Genomic DNA, 16,117 nt, shown 5'->3' with positions numbered 1-16,117 from the left:
CACATGAAGAAGACCCTGCTCGCGCTGATCGTCCTGTCCGCCTTCGCCGCCGCCTGCAAGGAGCGCAAGGCCGACCCGCGTCCGAACTACGAGGGCTCGCATTCCGCCTCGGAGAAGGCCCACCGGTCGCTCGACAAAGAGGCGGGCGGAAACTGAATGAGACGCTCCCTCCCGCTCGCCTGCGCGCTCGCCCTGTCGGCCTGCGGCGGCGGCAAGACCCAGGTCAAGGCCGCCTCCGGGCCGGAATACGACGCGGTGAAGGTCCGCGCCGAGAAGTCTCACGGAGAATCCTCGCCGCGGAGCGGCGGAGTCGTCGTCGCGACGGAGAAGGGCGAGTCGAAGGAGGCGGTCGCGCGCAACGAGGTCCGGGAGCGCCAGGGCAAGGTGCTCGGGGTGGATCCCGACGGCTGCACCTGGCTCGAGGGCTCGGCGTCGGTCGCGGTCGGCGCCCAGGACACGCGCCACCAGACGCGCGCGGCCGCGATGGAGCAGGCGCGCGCCGCCGCGGTCCAGGATTTCCTCGGCGTCGAGGTCCGGTCGAAGTTCATGGACTTCCAGCAGGAAGGCCTGCGCAAGGAGTCGCGGCTGACCGAGGGCATCCTCCAGACGACGCGCAACGGGCGGATCGTCAAGGAGGAGGTGCTCGAGGAGGGCTACCGCGACGTCCCGGACTGCCCGGGCTGCCTGTACCGCCTCAAGCTCAAGGCCTGCGCGGTGCCGCGCGACGCCGCCGGCGACAAGGATTTCTTCGTCGAGCTCCAGGTCTCCAACCAGCGCTTCCTGCACGGCGACGAGGCGAAGATCACGGTGACCGCGACGCGGGACTGCTGGATCTACCTGTACAACATCTACGACCTCGGCGTGAAGGACCAGACCGCGCTCGTCGTCCCCAACGAGAACGTGAAGGAGAAGCGCCTGAAGGCCGGCGAGTCCTGGGAGTATCCCGACGAGGAGGCGAAGAAGCTCGGCGTGCGCCTCGTCGCGGAGCTTCCTCAGGAGGGCGACGTCGTCTCGGCGGAGACCATCCGCGTCATCGCCTCGAAGGCGGCCCTGTCGAAGACGGTCACCAGCCCCGCGGACGGCGGCTGGCTCGGCGTCCTGCGGCGGCTGAACCGCGCGAGCGTCGAATGGACCGAAGACGCGGAAGCGTACACCATCTATAAGCGGTGAGCCAGAAACCGGAGCCGATCGCGATCGTAGGGGCCGGGGGGATATTCCCCGACGCCCCCACGCCCGCCCGGTTCTGGGAGAACCTGGTCTCTCGCCGCTGCTCCGCGCGCGAGGTCCCCGCCGGCCGCTGGGCGATCCCCGCCGACGCGGCCTTCGACCCGGCCAAGGGCGCTTACGACAAGGTCTACTCGAAGAAGGCCTGCTTCGTCTCGGATTTCGTCTTCGACCCCGCGGGCCTGGCGCTCGACCCGGAATGGGCGCTGTCCCTCGATCCGGCGTTCCACCTGGCCCTCCACGCGGCCCGGGAGGCGCTCGCCGGCGCGAAGCTCGCCTCCGCCGACAAGTCCCGCATGGGCGTCGTCATGGGCCAGCTCGTCCTGCCCACCGACGGCGCCTCGGCCTGGTCGCGCGAGCTGCTCCTGCCCGCGTTCGAGCGCGGCGCCCTGGGCATCGTCCCGAAGCAGCCTCCCTCCCGCGTCAATCCCGCCAACCGCTTCGTGGCGGGACTTCCCGGCGGCGTCCTGACCAAGGCCTTCGGCCTCGGCGGCGGCTCCTGGACGCTCGACGCGGCCTGTGCCTCGTCGCTGTACGCGCTCAAGTTCGCCATGGAGGAGCTGCGCGCCGGCCGCGCCGACGCGATGCTCGCCGGCGGCATGGCGCGCCCGCAGTCGCTGTATACGCAGATGGGCTTCTCGCAGCTGCGGGCGCTGTCGCCGTCGGGCATCCCGTCGCCGTTCGACGCGGCGGCCGACGGCCTCGTCGTCGGCGAGGGCGCCGGACTGTTCGTCTTGAAGAGATTGTCGGACGCGGAGCGCGACGGCGACCGCGTCCGCGGCGTGCTCGTGGGCGGGGGGCTCTCCAACGACGTGGGGGGCAGCCTCCTGGCGCCCAACACGGTCGGCCAGCTGCGCGCGATGCGCGCGGCTTATCTGGAGTCGGGGCTGTCCCCGTCGCAGATCGATTTCATCGAGTGCCACGCCACGGGGACGCCGACGGGCGACCCGATCGAGGCGGCGAGCCTCAAGGCGCTGTGGGGAGAAAGGGGCTGGACCCCGGGTCAGTGCGCGCTCGGATCGGTGAAAAGCAACATCGGTCATCTGTTGACGGCCGCCGGCTCCGCGGGACTCATGAAGGTCCTTTTGGGGTTCGAGAACGAGACCCTTCCTCCTAACGCCAACTTCCATACCGAAAATCCGAACGCCGGTTTGACGGGCAGTCCTTTCAGAGTTCAGTCCGAAGCGGCGGCGTGGACTCGTCGTGACGCGAAGACCCCGCGCCGCGCCGCGTTATCGGCGTTCGGCTTCGGCGGCATCAACGCTCATCTGTTGGTTGAAGAAGCTCCGGAGCGTCGTAAGGCACCCGCGAAGAGTTCTCCATCCGTCCGCCGTCATATCCCGGCCTCGGTGCCGGTTGCCATCATAGGCATGGACGCTCGCTTCGGGACCCTCGACGATCTCCGTTCGTTCCAAGAAGCCGTTTTGAGCGGCGTCGAACAAGAGAGCTCGTACGCCGAGGACCGTTGGTGGGGCATCGACGCCCCCGCCGGCTTCAAGGGCCGGTTTCTGCGCGAGGCGGGCTCCAGTGCGGCTGCTTTCCGGATCCCTCCCAAGGAGATGGAGGAGATGCTGCCCCAGCAGCTCCTGGCGTTGCAGAGCGCCGCGGCGGCGATCGCCGACTCGAAATTATCGGAAGAAGGACGTGATAGAGTCGGGGTCTTCCTCGGCGTCGCCTTCGACCTCGCGATTACGCACTACGATCTCCGCTGGTCGCTCGAGACCTCCGCCGACGCCTGGGCGAAAGCGAAGGGTTGGTCGTTGTCCGCCGCGGAGCGTTCCTCCTGGCTGTCCTCGCTGCGGGACGCCTCGGGTCCCGCGCTCACCGCGAACCGCGTCATGGGCGGCCTGGCCAGCGTCGCCGCCAGCCGCGTCGCGCGCGAGTTCCGTCTCGGCGGCCCGAGCTTCACCGTCTCCGCCGAGGAGAACTCCGGCCTCAAGGCGCTCGAGGCCGCCGTCCGCGCCCTTCAGCGCGGCGAGGTGGACGCCGCGCTGGCCGGCGCCGTCGACGTCGCGGGCGAGGCCCGCGCGCTCGCCGGCGCCCACGCCCTCAAGCCCTACTCGCCCGACGGCCGCTCGCGCCCGTTCGACGCGACCGCCGACGGCTCCGCGCCGGGCGAGGGCGCGGCCTGCGTCGTGCTCAAGCGCCTCGACGACGCCCTGCGCGACGGCGACCGGGTGTACGCGGTCATCAAGGGACTCGGCGCCGCCTCGGGCGGCGGCGCCGACGCGCTCGTCCCCACGCCGGAGGCCTGCGTCGAGGCCCTGCGCCGGGCTTACGACGACGCGAAGGCGGACCCGAGCACCATCGGTCTTTTGGAGTGCCATGCGTCCGGCCATCCGGGCGAGGACCGCAGCGAGGCGGCGGCGCTCGTCGATTTCTTCGGGACCGCCGAGGCCGAGCTCCCGGTCGCGCTGTCGTCCTCGAAATCCGTGATCGGCCACGCCGGCGCGGCGGCCGGCCTGGCCGGCCTCGTGAAGGCCGCGCTGTCGTTGTATCAAGAAATACTGCCCGCCGGCCCCGTGATCGTCAACCCGATCGCGCCCCTGTCCGCGGCGTCGCGCCGCTTCCATTCGCCTCGCCGCGCCTCGTACTGGCTGCGCAACCGCGCCGACGGGCCGCGCCGCGCCGGCGTCACCTCGCTGGGCGTCGACGGCGACTGCGTGCACGTCGTGCTCGAGCAGCTCGAGCGGGAGACCTCCGACCCGCGCGTCGAGGACGAGCGCCGCCAGCCTCTCGGTTCGCGCCTCGAGGCCCTGTTCGTCGTCGAGGCCGCCGACCCCGCCTTCCTGCTCGCCGGCCTGCACGCCCTGATCGACTGGGCCGCCTCCCAGGACCCCGGCGACGGCATCGAGGCCCTGGCCCGCCGCTGGTGGATCAAGCGCGGCTCGGCGCCGGAGGCGTCGCACGCCTGCGCCCTCGTCTCGCGCGACTGGAAGGAGCTCCTGGCTCTGGCGCGCATGGCCGCCGACTCCGTCCGCGACAACCCCGAGCGCCCGCTGCCCTCCGACCGCGCCTATCTCACCACGCGCGAGCCTCTCGGCGGCGACCTGGCCTTCGTCTTCCCCGGCTCCGGCAACCAGTACCTGGGCATGACCGCCTCCCTCGGCGCGCAATGGCCCGAGGTCCTGCGCCGCCAGGACGCCGAGAACGGCCACCTGCGCGACCAGATGACGCCCGCGCGCGTCGCCCCATGGCGCCTCGCCTTCGAGCCCGGCTGGGAGGCCAAGGCCGACAGCGAGCTCAACGCCGACTACCACGCCCTGATCTTCGCCTCGGTGGCCCACGGCACGGTCACCAGCGACCTGCTGCGCTCCCTCGGCGTGAACCCGTCCGCCGTCGTCGGCTACAGCCTGGGCGAGACCGCCGGCCTGTTCGCCACGCGCGCCTGGACCGCCCGCGACGAGATGCTGCGCCGCATGAAGCAGTCCTCCCTCTTCACCTCCGAGCTCGCCGGCCCCTGCGACGCCGCCCGCCAGTTCTGGCGCCTGCCCGCGAATGAAAAAGTGGACTGGGTGCTCGGCGTCGTGGACCGCCCCGCCGACGCGGTCAACATGGCCCTCAAGGGCGCCGAGCGCGCGGCGTTATTGATCGTGAACGCCCCCGTCGAGTGCGTGGTGGGGGGCTACCGCTCCGCCGTCGAGAAATTGGTCGAGGGTCTCGGCTGTGTGTTCCTGCCATTACAAGGCGTATCGACGGTCCACTTTCCCGCGGCCAAATTGGTCGAGAAACAATACCGAGACCTGCATCTTTTCCCGACCCGCGCCCCCAAGGGCATCCGCTACTACTCCGGCGCTTTCGGCAAGGCCTACGAGGTCACGCGCGAGTCTGCCGCCGACTCGATCACGACCCAAGCCATCCGGTCGGTCAATTTCTCGGCTCTCATCAAGACGGCCTACGAAGACGGCGTGCGCACGTTCATCGAGCTCGGTCCCCAGGGAAGCTGCACGCGCATGATCGGCAAGATCCTCGGTCCTCTGACCCACAACGCGCGGTCGGTCGACAGCCGAGGCATGGATGACGTGTCGGGCGTCCTCAAGGTGTTGGCCTTCCTGATCTCCGAGCGCCTCCCCGTCGATCTGAAGCCGTTATACGGCGCTCGTACCTTCTGCGCCGGTCATAGGCCGTCGCCGGCGCAGCCGGCGCAATACGTCCGTTTGCCGTTAGGCGGCCGTCCCTCCAAAGTGTCCTGGTCTCCGCCGTCGCCGCCGAAGGCAAGCACTCTATCCGTTCCGCCGGCGAAGGCTCCTGAACTCGCACCGGTGCGAGTCGTCCCTTCCGTTCGCATTCCCGAGCCCCGCCTTCCCGGCGACGAGTTCTCCTCTCCGCGCGCGCCGCAGGCGCCGCGCGAACTGTTTCCGGAAACAGTCGTCACCCCGCAGGCGGCGCCGTCCGCGGCCGGGAGCCTGTCCCACGCGGCCGCGCTGACGGCGCAGGCTCATCAGATGTATCTGAAATTGGCGGAGAACTTCGCCAAGCTCCAATCCCACAACCTCAGCCAGCAGATCCGCATCGCTTCGGGACAAGCCGTCGTTCCCGATGCTGGTGTCAGGCTCGCAAATTCGTTGAATTCCGCCCCAACCCCGGTGAAGCCGGTGTTCATGGACCGCAGGGCGTGCCTCGAATTCGCCTCCGGCAAGATCGGCAGCGTTCTGGGCGAGACCTTCGCCCACGTGGACTCCTATCCCACCCGCGTCCGCCTCCCCGAAGAGCCCCTCATGCTCTGCGACCGTATCCTGTCCGTGACCGGCGTCCCGAACTCGATGAAGTCGGGCTCCTGCGTCACCGAGCACGACGTGCTTCCTAACGGCTGGTATTTGGACTCCGGCCGCATCCCCACCTGCATCGCCGTCGAGGCCGGCCAGGCGGACCTCTTCCTGTCCGGCTACCTCGGCATCGACACCCAGACCAAGGGCAAGGCCGTCTACCGCCTCCTCGACGCCATCGTCACCTTCCACGATCACCTGCCCAAGCCGGGCCAGGTGATCAAGTACGACATCAGCATCGACGGCTTCGGCCAGCACGACGACATCTGGCTTTTCTTCTTCAGGTACGATTCGACCGTCGACGGCAAGCCCCTGCTCACCATGCGCAAAGGCTGCGCCGGCTTCTTTACCAACGCCGAGCTCGCAAAGGGCAAGGGGATCGTGCTGACGGATGCCGAAAAAATGCCGGCCCCCGGCAAGCTCCCCGCGGATTGGAAACCGTTGGCGCCATTCAATGAGAAGGTGTCGTTGACCGAAGGTCAATTCGAATCCTTACGCACCGGAGATTTGAAGACGGCATTTGGTCCGTCATTCGAGTCCCTGCCGTTCGTTCCGGATACTCTCCCCGGCGGCCGCATGAAGCTCGTCGACCGGATTCTCGAACTGGACCCCAAGGGCGGCCGCTACGGCCTCGGCCGCGCCGTCGGCGAGATGGACATCCATCCGGACGACTGGCACCTGGTCTGTCATTTCAAGGACGACAACGTCATGCCCGGCACCTTGATGTACGAGTGCTGCTTGCACACGCTCCGCGTCCAATTGATGCGAATGGGCTGGGTGGGGGAGAAGGGCAAGGTCTGGCACGAGCCCGTCCCCGGCGTCGCCTCCCAGCTCAAGTGCCGCGGCCAGGTCCTCGCTTCTACGAAGAAGGCCCGCTACGAGCTTCACATCAAGGAGCTCGGCTACGGCGCCGACGGCGCCCCGTTCTGCGTGGCTGACGCGTTCATGTACTCTGACGATAAGAATATCGTTCAGATCACGGATATGTCGGTAAGACTTTCCGGCACGAATCGTGCGACCATCGAGTCCCTGTGGCTCAAGAAAGAGAAGACGGTCTTCTTCGACTCCGACAAGATCATGGCCTATTCGAACGGCAATCCGTCCGAGGCCTTCGGCGAGCCCTACAAGATCTTCGACAAGGACCGCATACTCGCCCGTCTGCCCGGCCCGCCGTACCAGTTCCTCGACCGCGTCGTCGAGACCAAGGGCGCGCCGTTCGTCCTGAAGGCCGGCGCCGCCGCCACCTGCGAGTACGACATCCCCAAGGACGCCTGGTACTTCCGCGAGAACGGCCAGAACACGATGCCTTTCGCCGTGCTTCTCGAGGTCGCCCTCCAGCCCTGCGGCTGGCTCGCCGCCTATTGCGGCTCGGCCTTGACGAGCCCCATCGATCTGTCGTTTCGGAACCTGGGCGGCGACGCGATCCAGCATGTCGAGGTCACCCCCGAGACCGGCACGCTCGTCACCTCGGTCGTGATGACCAAAGTCTCGCAGTCGGGCGGGATGATCATTCAGAATTACGATATGGTGATGCACGACGTTGCCGGTCGGTTGGTGTATCAAGGCAAAACGGAGTTCGGCTTTTTTACCAAGGAATCCCTCGCTCAACAGGTCGGCCTGCGAGGCGCGAAGCCCTTTGCGGCACCCGTGGGAGTTTCTCCACGCCGTTTGCCGTTGAAAGACGGTCTGCCGTCGTTGCCCGGTCCGATGCTTCTCCTGCTCGATTCCGTCGAGCAGTACGACAACGCCGGGCCCAAAGGCCTCGGCGCGCTCATCGGCCGCCGCGCCGTCAATCCGAACGAGTGGTTCTTCTCGGCCCATTTCTATCAAGATCCGGTTTGTCCCGGCTCCCTCGGCCTGGAGTCGTTCATCGAGCTCATGAAGTGCCACGCCCGCGACCGCTGGCCCGGCGCCGGCCGCTTCGAGAGCATGGTCCTGGGCAAGACCCACAAGTGGCTTTACCGCGGCCAGTATACCCCCGTGAACAAGGCCGTCGAGGTCCAGTGCTGGATCACCTCGGTCGACGAGGCGGACAAGACTTTGACGGCGGACGGCTATCTTCTGCGCGACGGCCTCGTCGTCTACGAGATGCGCGACTTTACCCTCAAAGTGAGTTCGTGACTGTCGTTGACGACAGTTGGGCCCGTGAATAGAGTGAATAACTTCAATGCGATATAACCGAGTGACCCTTGATGGTTTGGCTTATGAGCTCGCCCCCAACGTCGTCACCTCCTCCGAGCTCGAGAAGCGCATACAGCCCGTCTACGCCGCGCTCCGCTTCCAGGTCGGCCAGATCGAGGCCCTGACCGGCATCCGCGAGCGGCGCTGGTGGGATCCCGGCTTCAAGCTCTCCGACGGCGCCTCGCGCGCCGGCAAAAAGGCGCTCGAGAAGGCCGGCGTGAAGCCCTCCGACCTCGGCGTCGTCGTCTACGCCGGCGTCTGCAAGGAATCCTCCGAGCCCGCGACCGCCTGCGCCGTGGCCTCTAAGCTCGGCGTGAGCAAGGACTGCGCCGTCTTCGACATCAGCAACGCCTGCCTGGGCGTGCTGTCCGGCATGATCGACGTCGCCAACCGCATCGAGCTCGGCCAGATCAAGGCCGGCCTCGTCGTCTCCTGCGAGTCGGCCCGCGAGATCAACGAGGCGATGATCAAGTCTATGCTCGCGAACCCGACCATGGAGCACTTCAAGCTCTCGGTGGCGACGCTCACCGGCGGCTCCGGCGCCGTCGGCGTGGTGCTCACCGACGGGACCTTCGGCAAGACAGGTCCCAAGCTCCTCGGCGGCACGGTGCAGGCCGCGCCCCAGCACTGGGACCTGTGCCAGTGGGACCGCGACTTCATGCGGACCGACGCGCCCGCCGTGCTCAAGAACGGCATGGAGCTGGCCAAGCTCACCTGGCAGAGCTTTGCGAAGGTCATGGGCTGGACCAGCGCCACGATGGATAAGACCATCACCCATCAGGTCGGCGGCCCGCAGACGACCGCGCTGCTCACCGCATGCGGCGTCGGCGCGGATAAGGACTTCCCGACCTACGAGTTCCTCGGCAACATCGGCACGGTCAGCCTGCCCCTGACGGCCGCCTTGGCCGACGAGAGGGGCTTTCTCAACAAGGGCGACCGCGTCGGGTTCATCGGCATCGGCTCGGGGCTCAACTGCATGATGCTGGGGCTCGAGTGGTAAGACTCGCGCTAGCCGCGCTGCTCGCGTTTCAGCCAGTCCTTCAGGCGGCGGAATTGGCGCCGGTCGACATTCTCCTGACGCGCGAGATCCCTCAGGACGAGGCCGCCCTCGCGACCACGGGCCCCGAAAAAGGCGAGCGTCTGGCCAAGCTCCAATCCGATCTCGCCCTCGTCGCCGAGGGGCTGGAGGGCTTCGCCAGCGAGGAAGACGCAAAGCCCTCTCTAAAGCGTCTGCGCGAGGCCGTCGATTCGCCGGACCAATTCAAGGACCGGGCTTCCGCTCTCGACGCGGCATATCGCGCGCTCGCCGTCGTGGACTACACCTGGGCGAAGCGCTTGCCCGAGGCTCCCTGCTCTCCTGAGTCCTCGCGCGCGCGGCTGCTTAAATCGGATTCCCTGTCGTCATGGCTGGCGTCCTTGCTCGGCCCCGGGGCTGGTGGCACCGACACGGCCGCGAAGCTCGATGAGGCGTCGGCAATCGTCCCTGCCTCCGCCCGCGAGTACGCGCTTCTGCGCGCGAAGATCAACCGCCTGACTCGGGCGCTCGGATCGGAAAAAGCGGTGGGAAGCATCCGCGCGGCTTTGTATTGCCGTCGCGCCGGCGCTTACGAGGCCTTGTCGGGCGCCAATCGTGCCGCTCCGGCCGGGCTCGTCGCCGCCTCCCGCGCCGTCTCGGCCGATGACGCTTCCGGGGTCTACCTCCTGGCTCGCAAGGACTCGGACGGGCTGGAAATACTCGGCGCGGCGACGGCGGTCGAGGATTCTCTCGTGACCGACGGCCGCCTCGCCGACGGCGAGGGCCTCGTCATCCTTCGCCGCGGAAAAAAAGGACTCATTCCCGTCCGGATCGCGCGGCGTGATGGATCGGGGTTGGCCCTGCTTCGTGCCGATGTGCCGGTCAAAGGCTTCGTTTTGGCGGAAGGCTCCCCAGCCAAAGACGACTTGATCGAAGCGGTCGGTCATCCTGAACGTACGGGCGCTTGGACGCGGGTGCGCGGGTTGGTGACTTCGGCGGATTCGTCGTCGTTCCAGACGGACGCCGCCATCGACGTGGGTATGACCGGCGGCGCGGCGTTGACCGAGGATGGCCGCCTGGCCGGCGTATTCGTCCTTCGCTCGGCGCGTTCGGAGGGGAAATCCTTCGACTGGCCTGTCGCCGTATCGGCCCCGGCGCTGAAGGCCTGGCTCGCCGGCGGCGAACTGGCGGCCCCGTCAGCTCCCATCGAACTTTCGGAATCGGGCACTGCGTCGATTCAGACGGCCTCCCGACTCCTGCTCGACAGGCGGGCACCCGGCGCGCAGGCGACGGAGGCCAGCCATCTTTATTTCTACGACGGTAATACTCGCGCCGTCTGCAAGGCTAACTGCGATGACGCTGCGCCTTCTTCTGGTTCAAGTTACAGCTCTAATGGGGGCGCCGAGCTCGGCGCGGCATTGGGGAAGGCGATGGCCCCGATGGTCGAAGCGCTGATTTTCCGAGGCATCCCGGCGCTGTTCCGGGGGATCGGGTCGTTGTTCAAGTCGAATCCGTCGGCAGCTCCCAAGGGGAATACCGTCGCCGAGAAGAAGAGGGAAGAGTCGAAGCCGGCGCCCAAACCCAAACCCAAGCCGAAGCCGGAACTCAAAGTCCGGCTCGCGGCTGCGCAGGATCAAGACGGCCAGTATGTTTTCACCGCGACGATCACGAGCGCCGACCCCGAGCAACTCCCGCTCGGCGGTCATGAAACGACCTTTACGGTGAACGGGACGACCACGGCAATCACTAGGACGAATGCGGCCGGAGTAGCGATCCTTTATGTCGATAATCCACCGCCGTCGATCGCCGCGCACAAGGGCCTAGACGAGGAGAGCGCCAAGCACCCGTGGTTGACCGAAACCGGCCGCACCTTCGGCGACAATGTCTGCTATGCCGCGTTGGGCGCGACGGTCCTGACGTTGGAGGTGACCGTCGTCGTGGTCGCCACCGCGGCCGGCGGTCCGGCCGGCCCCGCGACGGCGACGTTGTGCGTGCAGGCGAATCCCGCGATCATCGCGGGGGCGTTAGCGCTCTGCGCGTTGGCGAAAGAGACGGAGACGGCGGCGAACAAGCCGCCCATCAAGCAACCCGCTCCGGCTGCTCCTCCGATCGTGAAAACGGAGCGCGACAGGGTGGAAGCGGCGTCAGACAAACACCACGATAGCTTGGATGCTGAGGCTCGCGAACAGGCCATCTCCGAGGGGCAGTCGACTCCAAGAGATCCGAATGATCCTGGGGATGACGAGAATGAACTCGACCAAATCGAGAAAACCCTCCGCAGTGATTTGAAGAAGCCGTCAGCGGAAGATTCGGAATTGAAAAAGGTCATCAACGATCTTTTTCAGCCGACGGACAGATATCCTGGTGGAACGGCCGGGGCGTTGCGGCGTGAGGCCATGACGAAGGTTCAGACGGGGAATCGTTGGCATGCGCAGAAGGCGCAGGATAACATCAATCGCTTGAATCGACTCTTGAGGACTCGCAAGATGTCGGATGTCGATCGCATGACGGCGGAAGCGATTAAGGCCGATCTCCAGCACTCGGTGGAGGCCTGGGCACGGTCGAAAATCCCATGAGGGCAAATTCCGAATATCGTCAGACTTCGGCGCAATTCCTTAAAGCCTTCCCGGAATTGGTGGATAGGTTCTCTCCGGAGGATCGGGCGTTGGCGGATGACGGGCCCCATCCGTTCTTTGCATTCGTGGCCGGACAAGTCGTTCCGGACCTTTTCGCCGATGAAGTTAAGAATGCGGAGTTGCTCGAACGCATATTCGGGTTCTTTGAGGATTTGGCAAACCATTCAAACGAAGATATTCGGGGAATCGTTGGCCTCAGCGTTTGTGAGAAAATCGCTTCGAATGAGGTATTGCTGCAGAAATTCAAGAGATACGCCGGCTCGGTCACGATTAAGATGTGCGTCGATTTGTTGAAGTGAATTACATGAAGGGGAATCTTCAATGACGATTGAAGCCATCTTCCAAGATTCGAAGCCTCCGTATGTGGTCGCTTTGCCAGCGATCGCAGCAACGGAGTTGCGCAAGAACGCGATGGCCAGGAAGTGGCGTTCCTGGGAGATAGATTTGAGCCGCTGTACGGATATCGCGTCCATCTATCGCACCTTCGCCCTGGCGATAGATTCCCCGATCAAGGACAGCAAGAATTGGAACGCTTTGAGCGACATTCTGTCGGACCTTGGCTGGGCGGAGGCTGCGGGGCATCTGCTTCTCATCTCCGGCTCAAAGCGCTTTCATCAATCTCGCCCCGAGGAACACGCCGAGCTGTTCGACGTTTTGACGTCGGTTGGCGAGCATTGGCATTCGTGGCAAAACATGAGACATCCCTTCAAGACTGTCATTTTCAAATGAACACCTGGAAACCCCTCTACCCCTTCACCGGCCGCCGCCTCGACCTCGGCGGCTACGCCATGCACTACCTCGACGAGGGCAAGGGCGAGACCGTGCTGATGGTCCACGGCAACCCCACCTGGTCGTTCTACTTCCGAGAGGTCGTCAAAGCCCTCTCTCCCGATTTCCGCTGCATCGTGCCCGACCATATCGGCATGGGCTTATCGGATCGCCCCGGCGATGAGCGCTATAAGTATACGCTCAAGAGTCGGGTCGACGACCTCGACAAGCTCATGGAGACCGTCGCCCCGATCGGCCCCGTCACCCTCATCGTTCACGACTGGGGCGGCATGATCGGCATGTCCTGGGCGGTGCGCCATCCGGAGCGGATCAAGGCGATCGTCGCGCTCAACACCTCCTGCTTCCGCCTGCCGGCGGAGAAGGCGTTCCCGAAGGGACTGGAGATCATGCGGGGGGCCCTGACCGGGATCCCCCTGCGGGCGTCCGGCTTCGTGCGCCGCGTCGTCCTGCGTTCCTGCACGGCCAAGGTCACGCTCTCGCCCGAGGTGATGGACGGCTACCATGAGCCCTACGACGGCTGGGCGGCGAGCCGCGCCGTGCACCGCTTCGTGCAGGACATCCCGCTGAAGCCCGGCGACGACGCCTGGGACGCGGTCGTGGACACGGAGAGCCGATTGGGCCTGTTCAAGGACACCCCGATGCTGCTCCCGTGGGGCCTGAAGGATTGGGTGTTCGATGAGGCTTTCCTGAACGGCTGGATCCAGCGCTTCCCCAAGGCGACGGTGAAGCGCTTCCCCGACAGCGGACACTTCCTGCTCGAGGATGACGGCCCAACGGCCGTCATGCTGATAAAGGACTTCGTCGCCAAGCCCGTCACCGCATGAGCGAGACGGCGACCGCGACGGACCTGGGCTCGCGCCTCCTCGACAACGCCAAGCGTCTGGGCGACCAGCCCGCGCTGATCCACCACGAGACCATCACCTCCTTCGCGGAGCTGGGCAAGGACGTCGAGCTGCTGGCCCACGGCTTCCTGCGCGCCGGGCTCAAGAAGAACGACCGCGTGGCCGTGCTCATCCCGCCGTCGCGGGACTTCTTCGCGACGGCCTTCGCTTTGTTCCGCGCCGGGGTGACGCCGGTGCTCGTGGACCCGGGCATCGGCTTCTCGAACATGGGGCGGTGCCTGTCGGAGGCGGCGCCGGACGCGTTCGTCGGCTCGGCCAAGGCGCACCTGGCAAGGGCCATCGGCGGCTGGGCCCCCACGGCGCGCATCAAGATCGTGGCCGGGGGGCCCTCGCTCGGCCTGCCCACGCTCGAGACGATGCGCGAGCTCGGCCGCGCGCGCACGCTCGACCTCCCGGCCGTGCCGCCCGACGGCCGGGCCGCGATCCTATTCACCTCGGGAAGCACCGGCGCCCCCAAGGGCGCGGTGTACGAGCACTCGATGTTCTCCGCGCAGGTGGACCAGCTCCGCGAGCTGTTCGACATCAAGGAGGGGGAGCTCTCGCTGGCGACCTTCCCGCTGTTCGGCCTGTTCGACGCGGCCTTGGGGCAGACCGTCGTGATCCCCGACATGGACTTCACCCGCCCCGGCTTGGTGGACCCGATGGCGATCATCGTCCCGATCCAGAAATACCGGATCCACCAGCTGTTCGGCTCCCCGGCTTTGCTCGACCGCGTCGGACGGTTCGGGGTGCCGCACGGGATCGCGCTCCCCACGCTCGTGCGCGTGATGTCGGCGGGGGCGCCGGCGCCGGCGAAGACCTTGGCCCTGTTCTCGAGGATGCTGAACCCGAACGTGCCCATCTACACGCCGTACGGCGCGACCGAGGCTTTGCCCGTCGCGCTCACCTCCTCCGTCGAGATCCTGGAGGAGACGGCGGCCAGGACGTTGCGAGGAGAAGGGGTGTGCGTGGGCCGGCCCGTGAAGGGCATCGAGGCCGCCGTCATCCGCATCGAGGACGGCCCGATCAAGACCTGGTCGGAGGACCTGCGCGTGCCGCGCGGGCGGATCGGGGAGATCGCGGTGAAGGGCCCCGTCGTGACCGGCGAGTACTTCCGGCGCGTGGAGGACATGGCGAAGGCCAAGATCGGCGACGCCCAGGGCTTCTGGCACCGGATGGGGGACCTCGGCTACTACGACGAGCTGGGGCGGCTGTGGTTCTGCGGACGCAAGGCTCACCGCGTGAAGACGAAGGAGGGGGAGCACTATACGATCTGCGTCGAAGGCGTGTTCAACGCGCATCCGAAGGTGAAGAGGTCGGCGCTCGTCGGCGTCGGCCTTGACCCCGTGCTGTGCGTGGAGCTCGAGCCCGGAACGGACCCCACCGACGCCCTCAAAGCCGACATTTTGAACCTTCCGGGAAGACCGGAATTCACGAGGGACATCAAGGACATCCTGTTCCATCCGTCGTTCCCCGTCGACACCCGGCACAACGCGAAGATCAACCGCGAGGCTCTGGCGGTCTGGGCCGGGCGGCGGCTGGAGTGAGGGCGCTCGTCACCGGCGGCGGCGGTTTCCTGGGGGCGGCGCTGGCGCGCAAGCTGAGGGAGCGCGGCGACGAGGTGCGCGTGTTCGGCCGCGGCTCCTACGCCGACCTCGAGGCGGTGGGCATCGACTGCTCGAAGGGCGACGTCACCGATTACGCGGCCGTGAAGGCCGCCTGCGACGACCGCGACGTGGTGTTCCACGTCGCCGCGAAGGTCGGCTTGTGGGGCCCGTATGGGGAATTCTACGCGGTGAACGTGGAGGGGACGAAGAACGTCCTGCGCGCCTGCCAGGAGCAGGGCATCCGCAAGCTGGTGTTCACCGGCTCGCCGAGCGTCGTGTTCCACGGCGGGGACGTGTCCGGGGTCGGCGAGAGCGCGCCTTACCCGGAGAAGTTCGACTCCTTCTACTCGCAGACCAAGGCCCTGTCCGAGCAGATGGTGCTCGCCGCCGACCACGACCGGCTCTCCACCGTGTCCCTGCGCCCGCATCTCATCTGGGGCCCGGGGGACAGGAGTATACTGCCCCGCGTGATCGCCCGGCACAGGGCGGGGCGGCTGTTCCGCATCGGCGACGACAACAAGCTCGTGGACACGATCTTCGTGGACGACGCGGTGGAGGCGCACGTGCTGGCCGCGATCCAGCTCTCGCCGCTGTCCGAGATCGCGGGGAAGGCCTACTTCCTGTCGGGAGGGGATCCCCGCCCGATCTGGGAGTTCATGGAGCTCATGCTGGCGGCGGCGGGCCTGGGCCCGGTCAAGAGGCGCATCCCCAAGCCCCTCGCCTACGCCGCGGCGAGCGCTTGCGAGGGGACCTGGCGCGCCCTGGGGCTGCGCTCCGAGCCGCCGCTCACCAAGTTCCTGGTGGATACCCTGACCACCTCCCACTGGTTCGACATCTCGGCCGCCAAACGCGAGTTGGGCTGGCGCCCGAAGGTGAAGATCGAGGACGGGATGGCCCGCCTGGCGCACTGGATCAGGGCCACGCAAAGAAATATTTAACGCCTTAATGCCTGGCACCAAAGGCCCCTCTCTCGGGCATTAGACCTTAAAAAAGCGCTCTTCTCCATCATTAAAGCCTG

10 protein-coding genes are annotated in these 16,117 nt (G+C 66.6%); all 10 read left to right on the top strand.

Annotated features, from left to right (window positions below; translation table 11 throughout):
* Nucleotides 1–3: 3 nt before the first annotated feature.
* Genes HYV14_00640 through HYV14_00595 form a run of 10 tightly spaced genes read left to right on the top strand, consistent with a single transcriptional unit; the run spans nucleotide 4 to nucleotide 16,037 of the window.
* Nucleotides 4–156 (top strand): hypothetical protein, encoded by a 153-nt coding sequence (locus tag HYV14_00640; protein ID MBI2384499.1) that lies wholly within the window; start codon nucleotides 4–6, stop codon nucleotides 154–156.
* Nucleotides 157–1,170, top strand: a complete 1,014-nt coding sequence (locus HYV14_00635) for a hypothetical protein (GenBank protein ID MBI2384498.1) — start codon at nucleotides 157–159, stop codon at nucleotides 1,168–1,170.
* Nucleotides 1,167–8,111 carry a type I polyketide synthase gene (locus HYV14_00630; protein ID MBI2384497.1) on the top strand — a complete coding sequence of 2,315 codons (6,945 nt, stop codon included), beginning with the start codon at nucleotides 1,167–1,169 and terminating at the stop codon, nucleotides 8,109–8,111. Before HYV14_00635 ends, HYV14_00630 begins: the two co-directional genes overlap by 4 nt.
* A gap of 46 nt (nucleotides 8,112–8,157) precedes the next feature.
* A complete protein-coding gene (locus tag HYV14_00625) occupies nucleotides 8,158–9,171 on the top strand; it encodes a 3-oxoacyl-ACP synthase III (protein ID MBI2384496.1) in 1,014 nt (337 codons plus the stop codon).
* Nucleotides 9,172–9,224: 53 nt separating this feature from the next.
* Nucleotides 9,225–11,762: a trypsin-like peptidase domain-containing protein gene (locus HYV14_00620; GenBank protein ID MBI2384495.1), complete on the top strand. Its 2,538-nt coding sequence runs from the start codon at nucleotides 9,225–9,227 to the stop codon at nucleotides 11,760–11,762.
* Nucleotides 11,759–12,121 (top strand): hypothetical protein, encoded by a 363-nt coding sequence (locus HYV14_00615; GenBank protein ID MBI2384494.1) that lies wholly within the window; start codon nucleotides 11,759–11,761, stop codon nucleotides 12,119–12,121. Before HYV14_00620 ends, HYV14_00615 begins: the two co-directional genes overlap by 4 nt.
* Before the next feature lie 22 nt (nucleotides 12,122–12,143).
* The gene (locus HYV14_00610; GenBank protein MBI2384493.1) at nucleotides 12,144–12,551 is read left to right on the top strand and encodes a barstar family protein; all 408 of its coding nucleotides are present in this window, start codon (nucleotides 12,144–12,146) and stop codon (nucleotides 12,549–12,551) included.
* Nucleotides 12,548–13,435, top strand: a complete 888-nt coding sequence (locus HYV14_00605; protein ID MBI2384492.1) for an alpha/beta fold hydrolase — start codon at nucleotides 12,548–12,550, stop codon at nucleotides 13,433–13,435. Before HYV14_00610 ends, HYV14_00605 begins: the two co-directional genes overlap by 4 nt.
* Nucleotides 13,432–15,039: an AMP-binding protein gene (locus HYV14_00600; protein ID MBI2384491.1), complete on the top strand. Its 1,608-nt coding sequence runs from the start codon at nucleotides 13,432–13,434 to the stop codon at nucleotides 15,037–15,039. Before HYV14_00605 ends, HYV14_00600 begins: the two co-directional genes overlap by 4 nt.
* Complete coding sequence (locus HYV14_00595; GenBank protein ID MBI2384490.1) at nucleotides 15,036–16,037, top strand: NAD-dependent epimerase/dehydratase family protein; 1,002 nt, start codon at nucleotides 15,036–15,038, stop codon at nucleotides 16,035–16,037. The genes HYV14_00600 and HYV14_00595 overlap by 4 nt, the downstream gene beginning before the upstream one ends.
* Nucleotides 16,038–16,117 lie beyond the last annotated feature (80 nt).

Source organism: Elusimicrobiota bacterium, assembly GCA_016182905.1.
Classification (GTDB): Bacteria; Elusimicrobiota; Elusimicrobia; order UBA1565; family UBA9628; genus GWA2-66-18.
This window is presented reverse-complemented; position numbering and strand designations above follow the sequence as displayed.

Coding starts and splice junctions, on each gene's coding strand:
- HYV14_00615 (MBI2384494.1), top strand. CDS start 11,759: ATGAGGGCAAATTCCGAATATCGTCAGACTTCGGCGCAATTCCTTAAA.
- HYV14_00640 (MBI2384499.1), top strand. CDS start 4: ATGAAGAAGACCCTGCTCGCGCTGATCGTCCTGTCCGCCTTCGCCGCC.
- HYV14_00600 (MBI2384491.1), top strand. CDS start 13,432: ATGAGCGAGACGGCGACCGCGACGGACCTGGGCTCGCGCCTCCTCGAC.
- HYV14_00635 (MBI2384498.1), top strand. CDS start 157: ATGAGACGCTCCCTCCCGCTCGCCTGCGCGCTCGCCCTGTCGGCCTGC.
- HYV14_00610 (MBI2384493.1), top strand. CDS start 12,144: ATGACGATTGAAGCCATCTTCCAAGATTCGAAGCCTCCGTATGTGGTC.
- HYV14_00625 (MBI2384496.1), top strand. CDS start 8,158: ATGCGATATAACCGAGTGACCCTTGATGGTTTGGCTTATGAGCTCGCC.
- HYV14_00605 (MBI2384492.1), top strand. CDS start 12,548: ATGAACACCTGGAAACCCCTCTACCCCTTCACCGGCCGCCGCCTCGAC.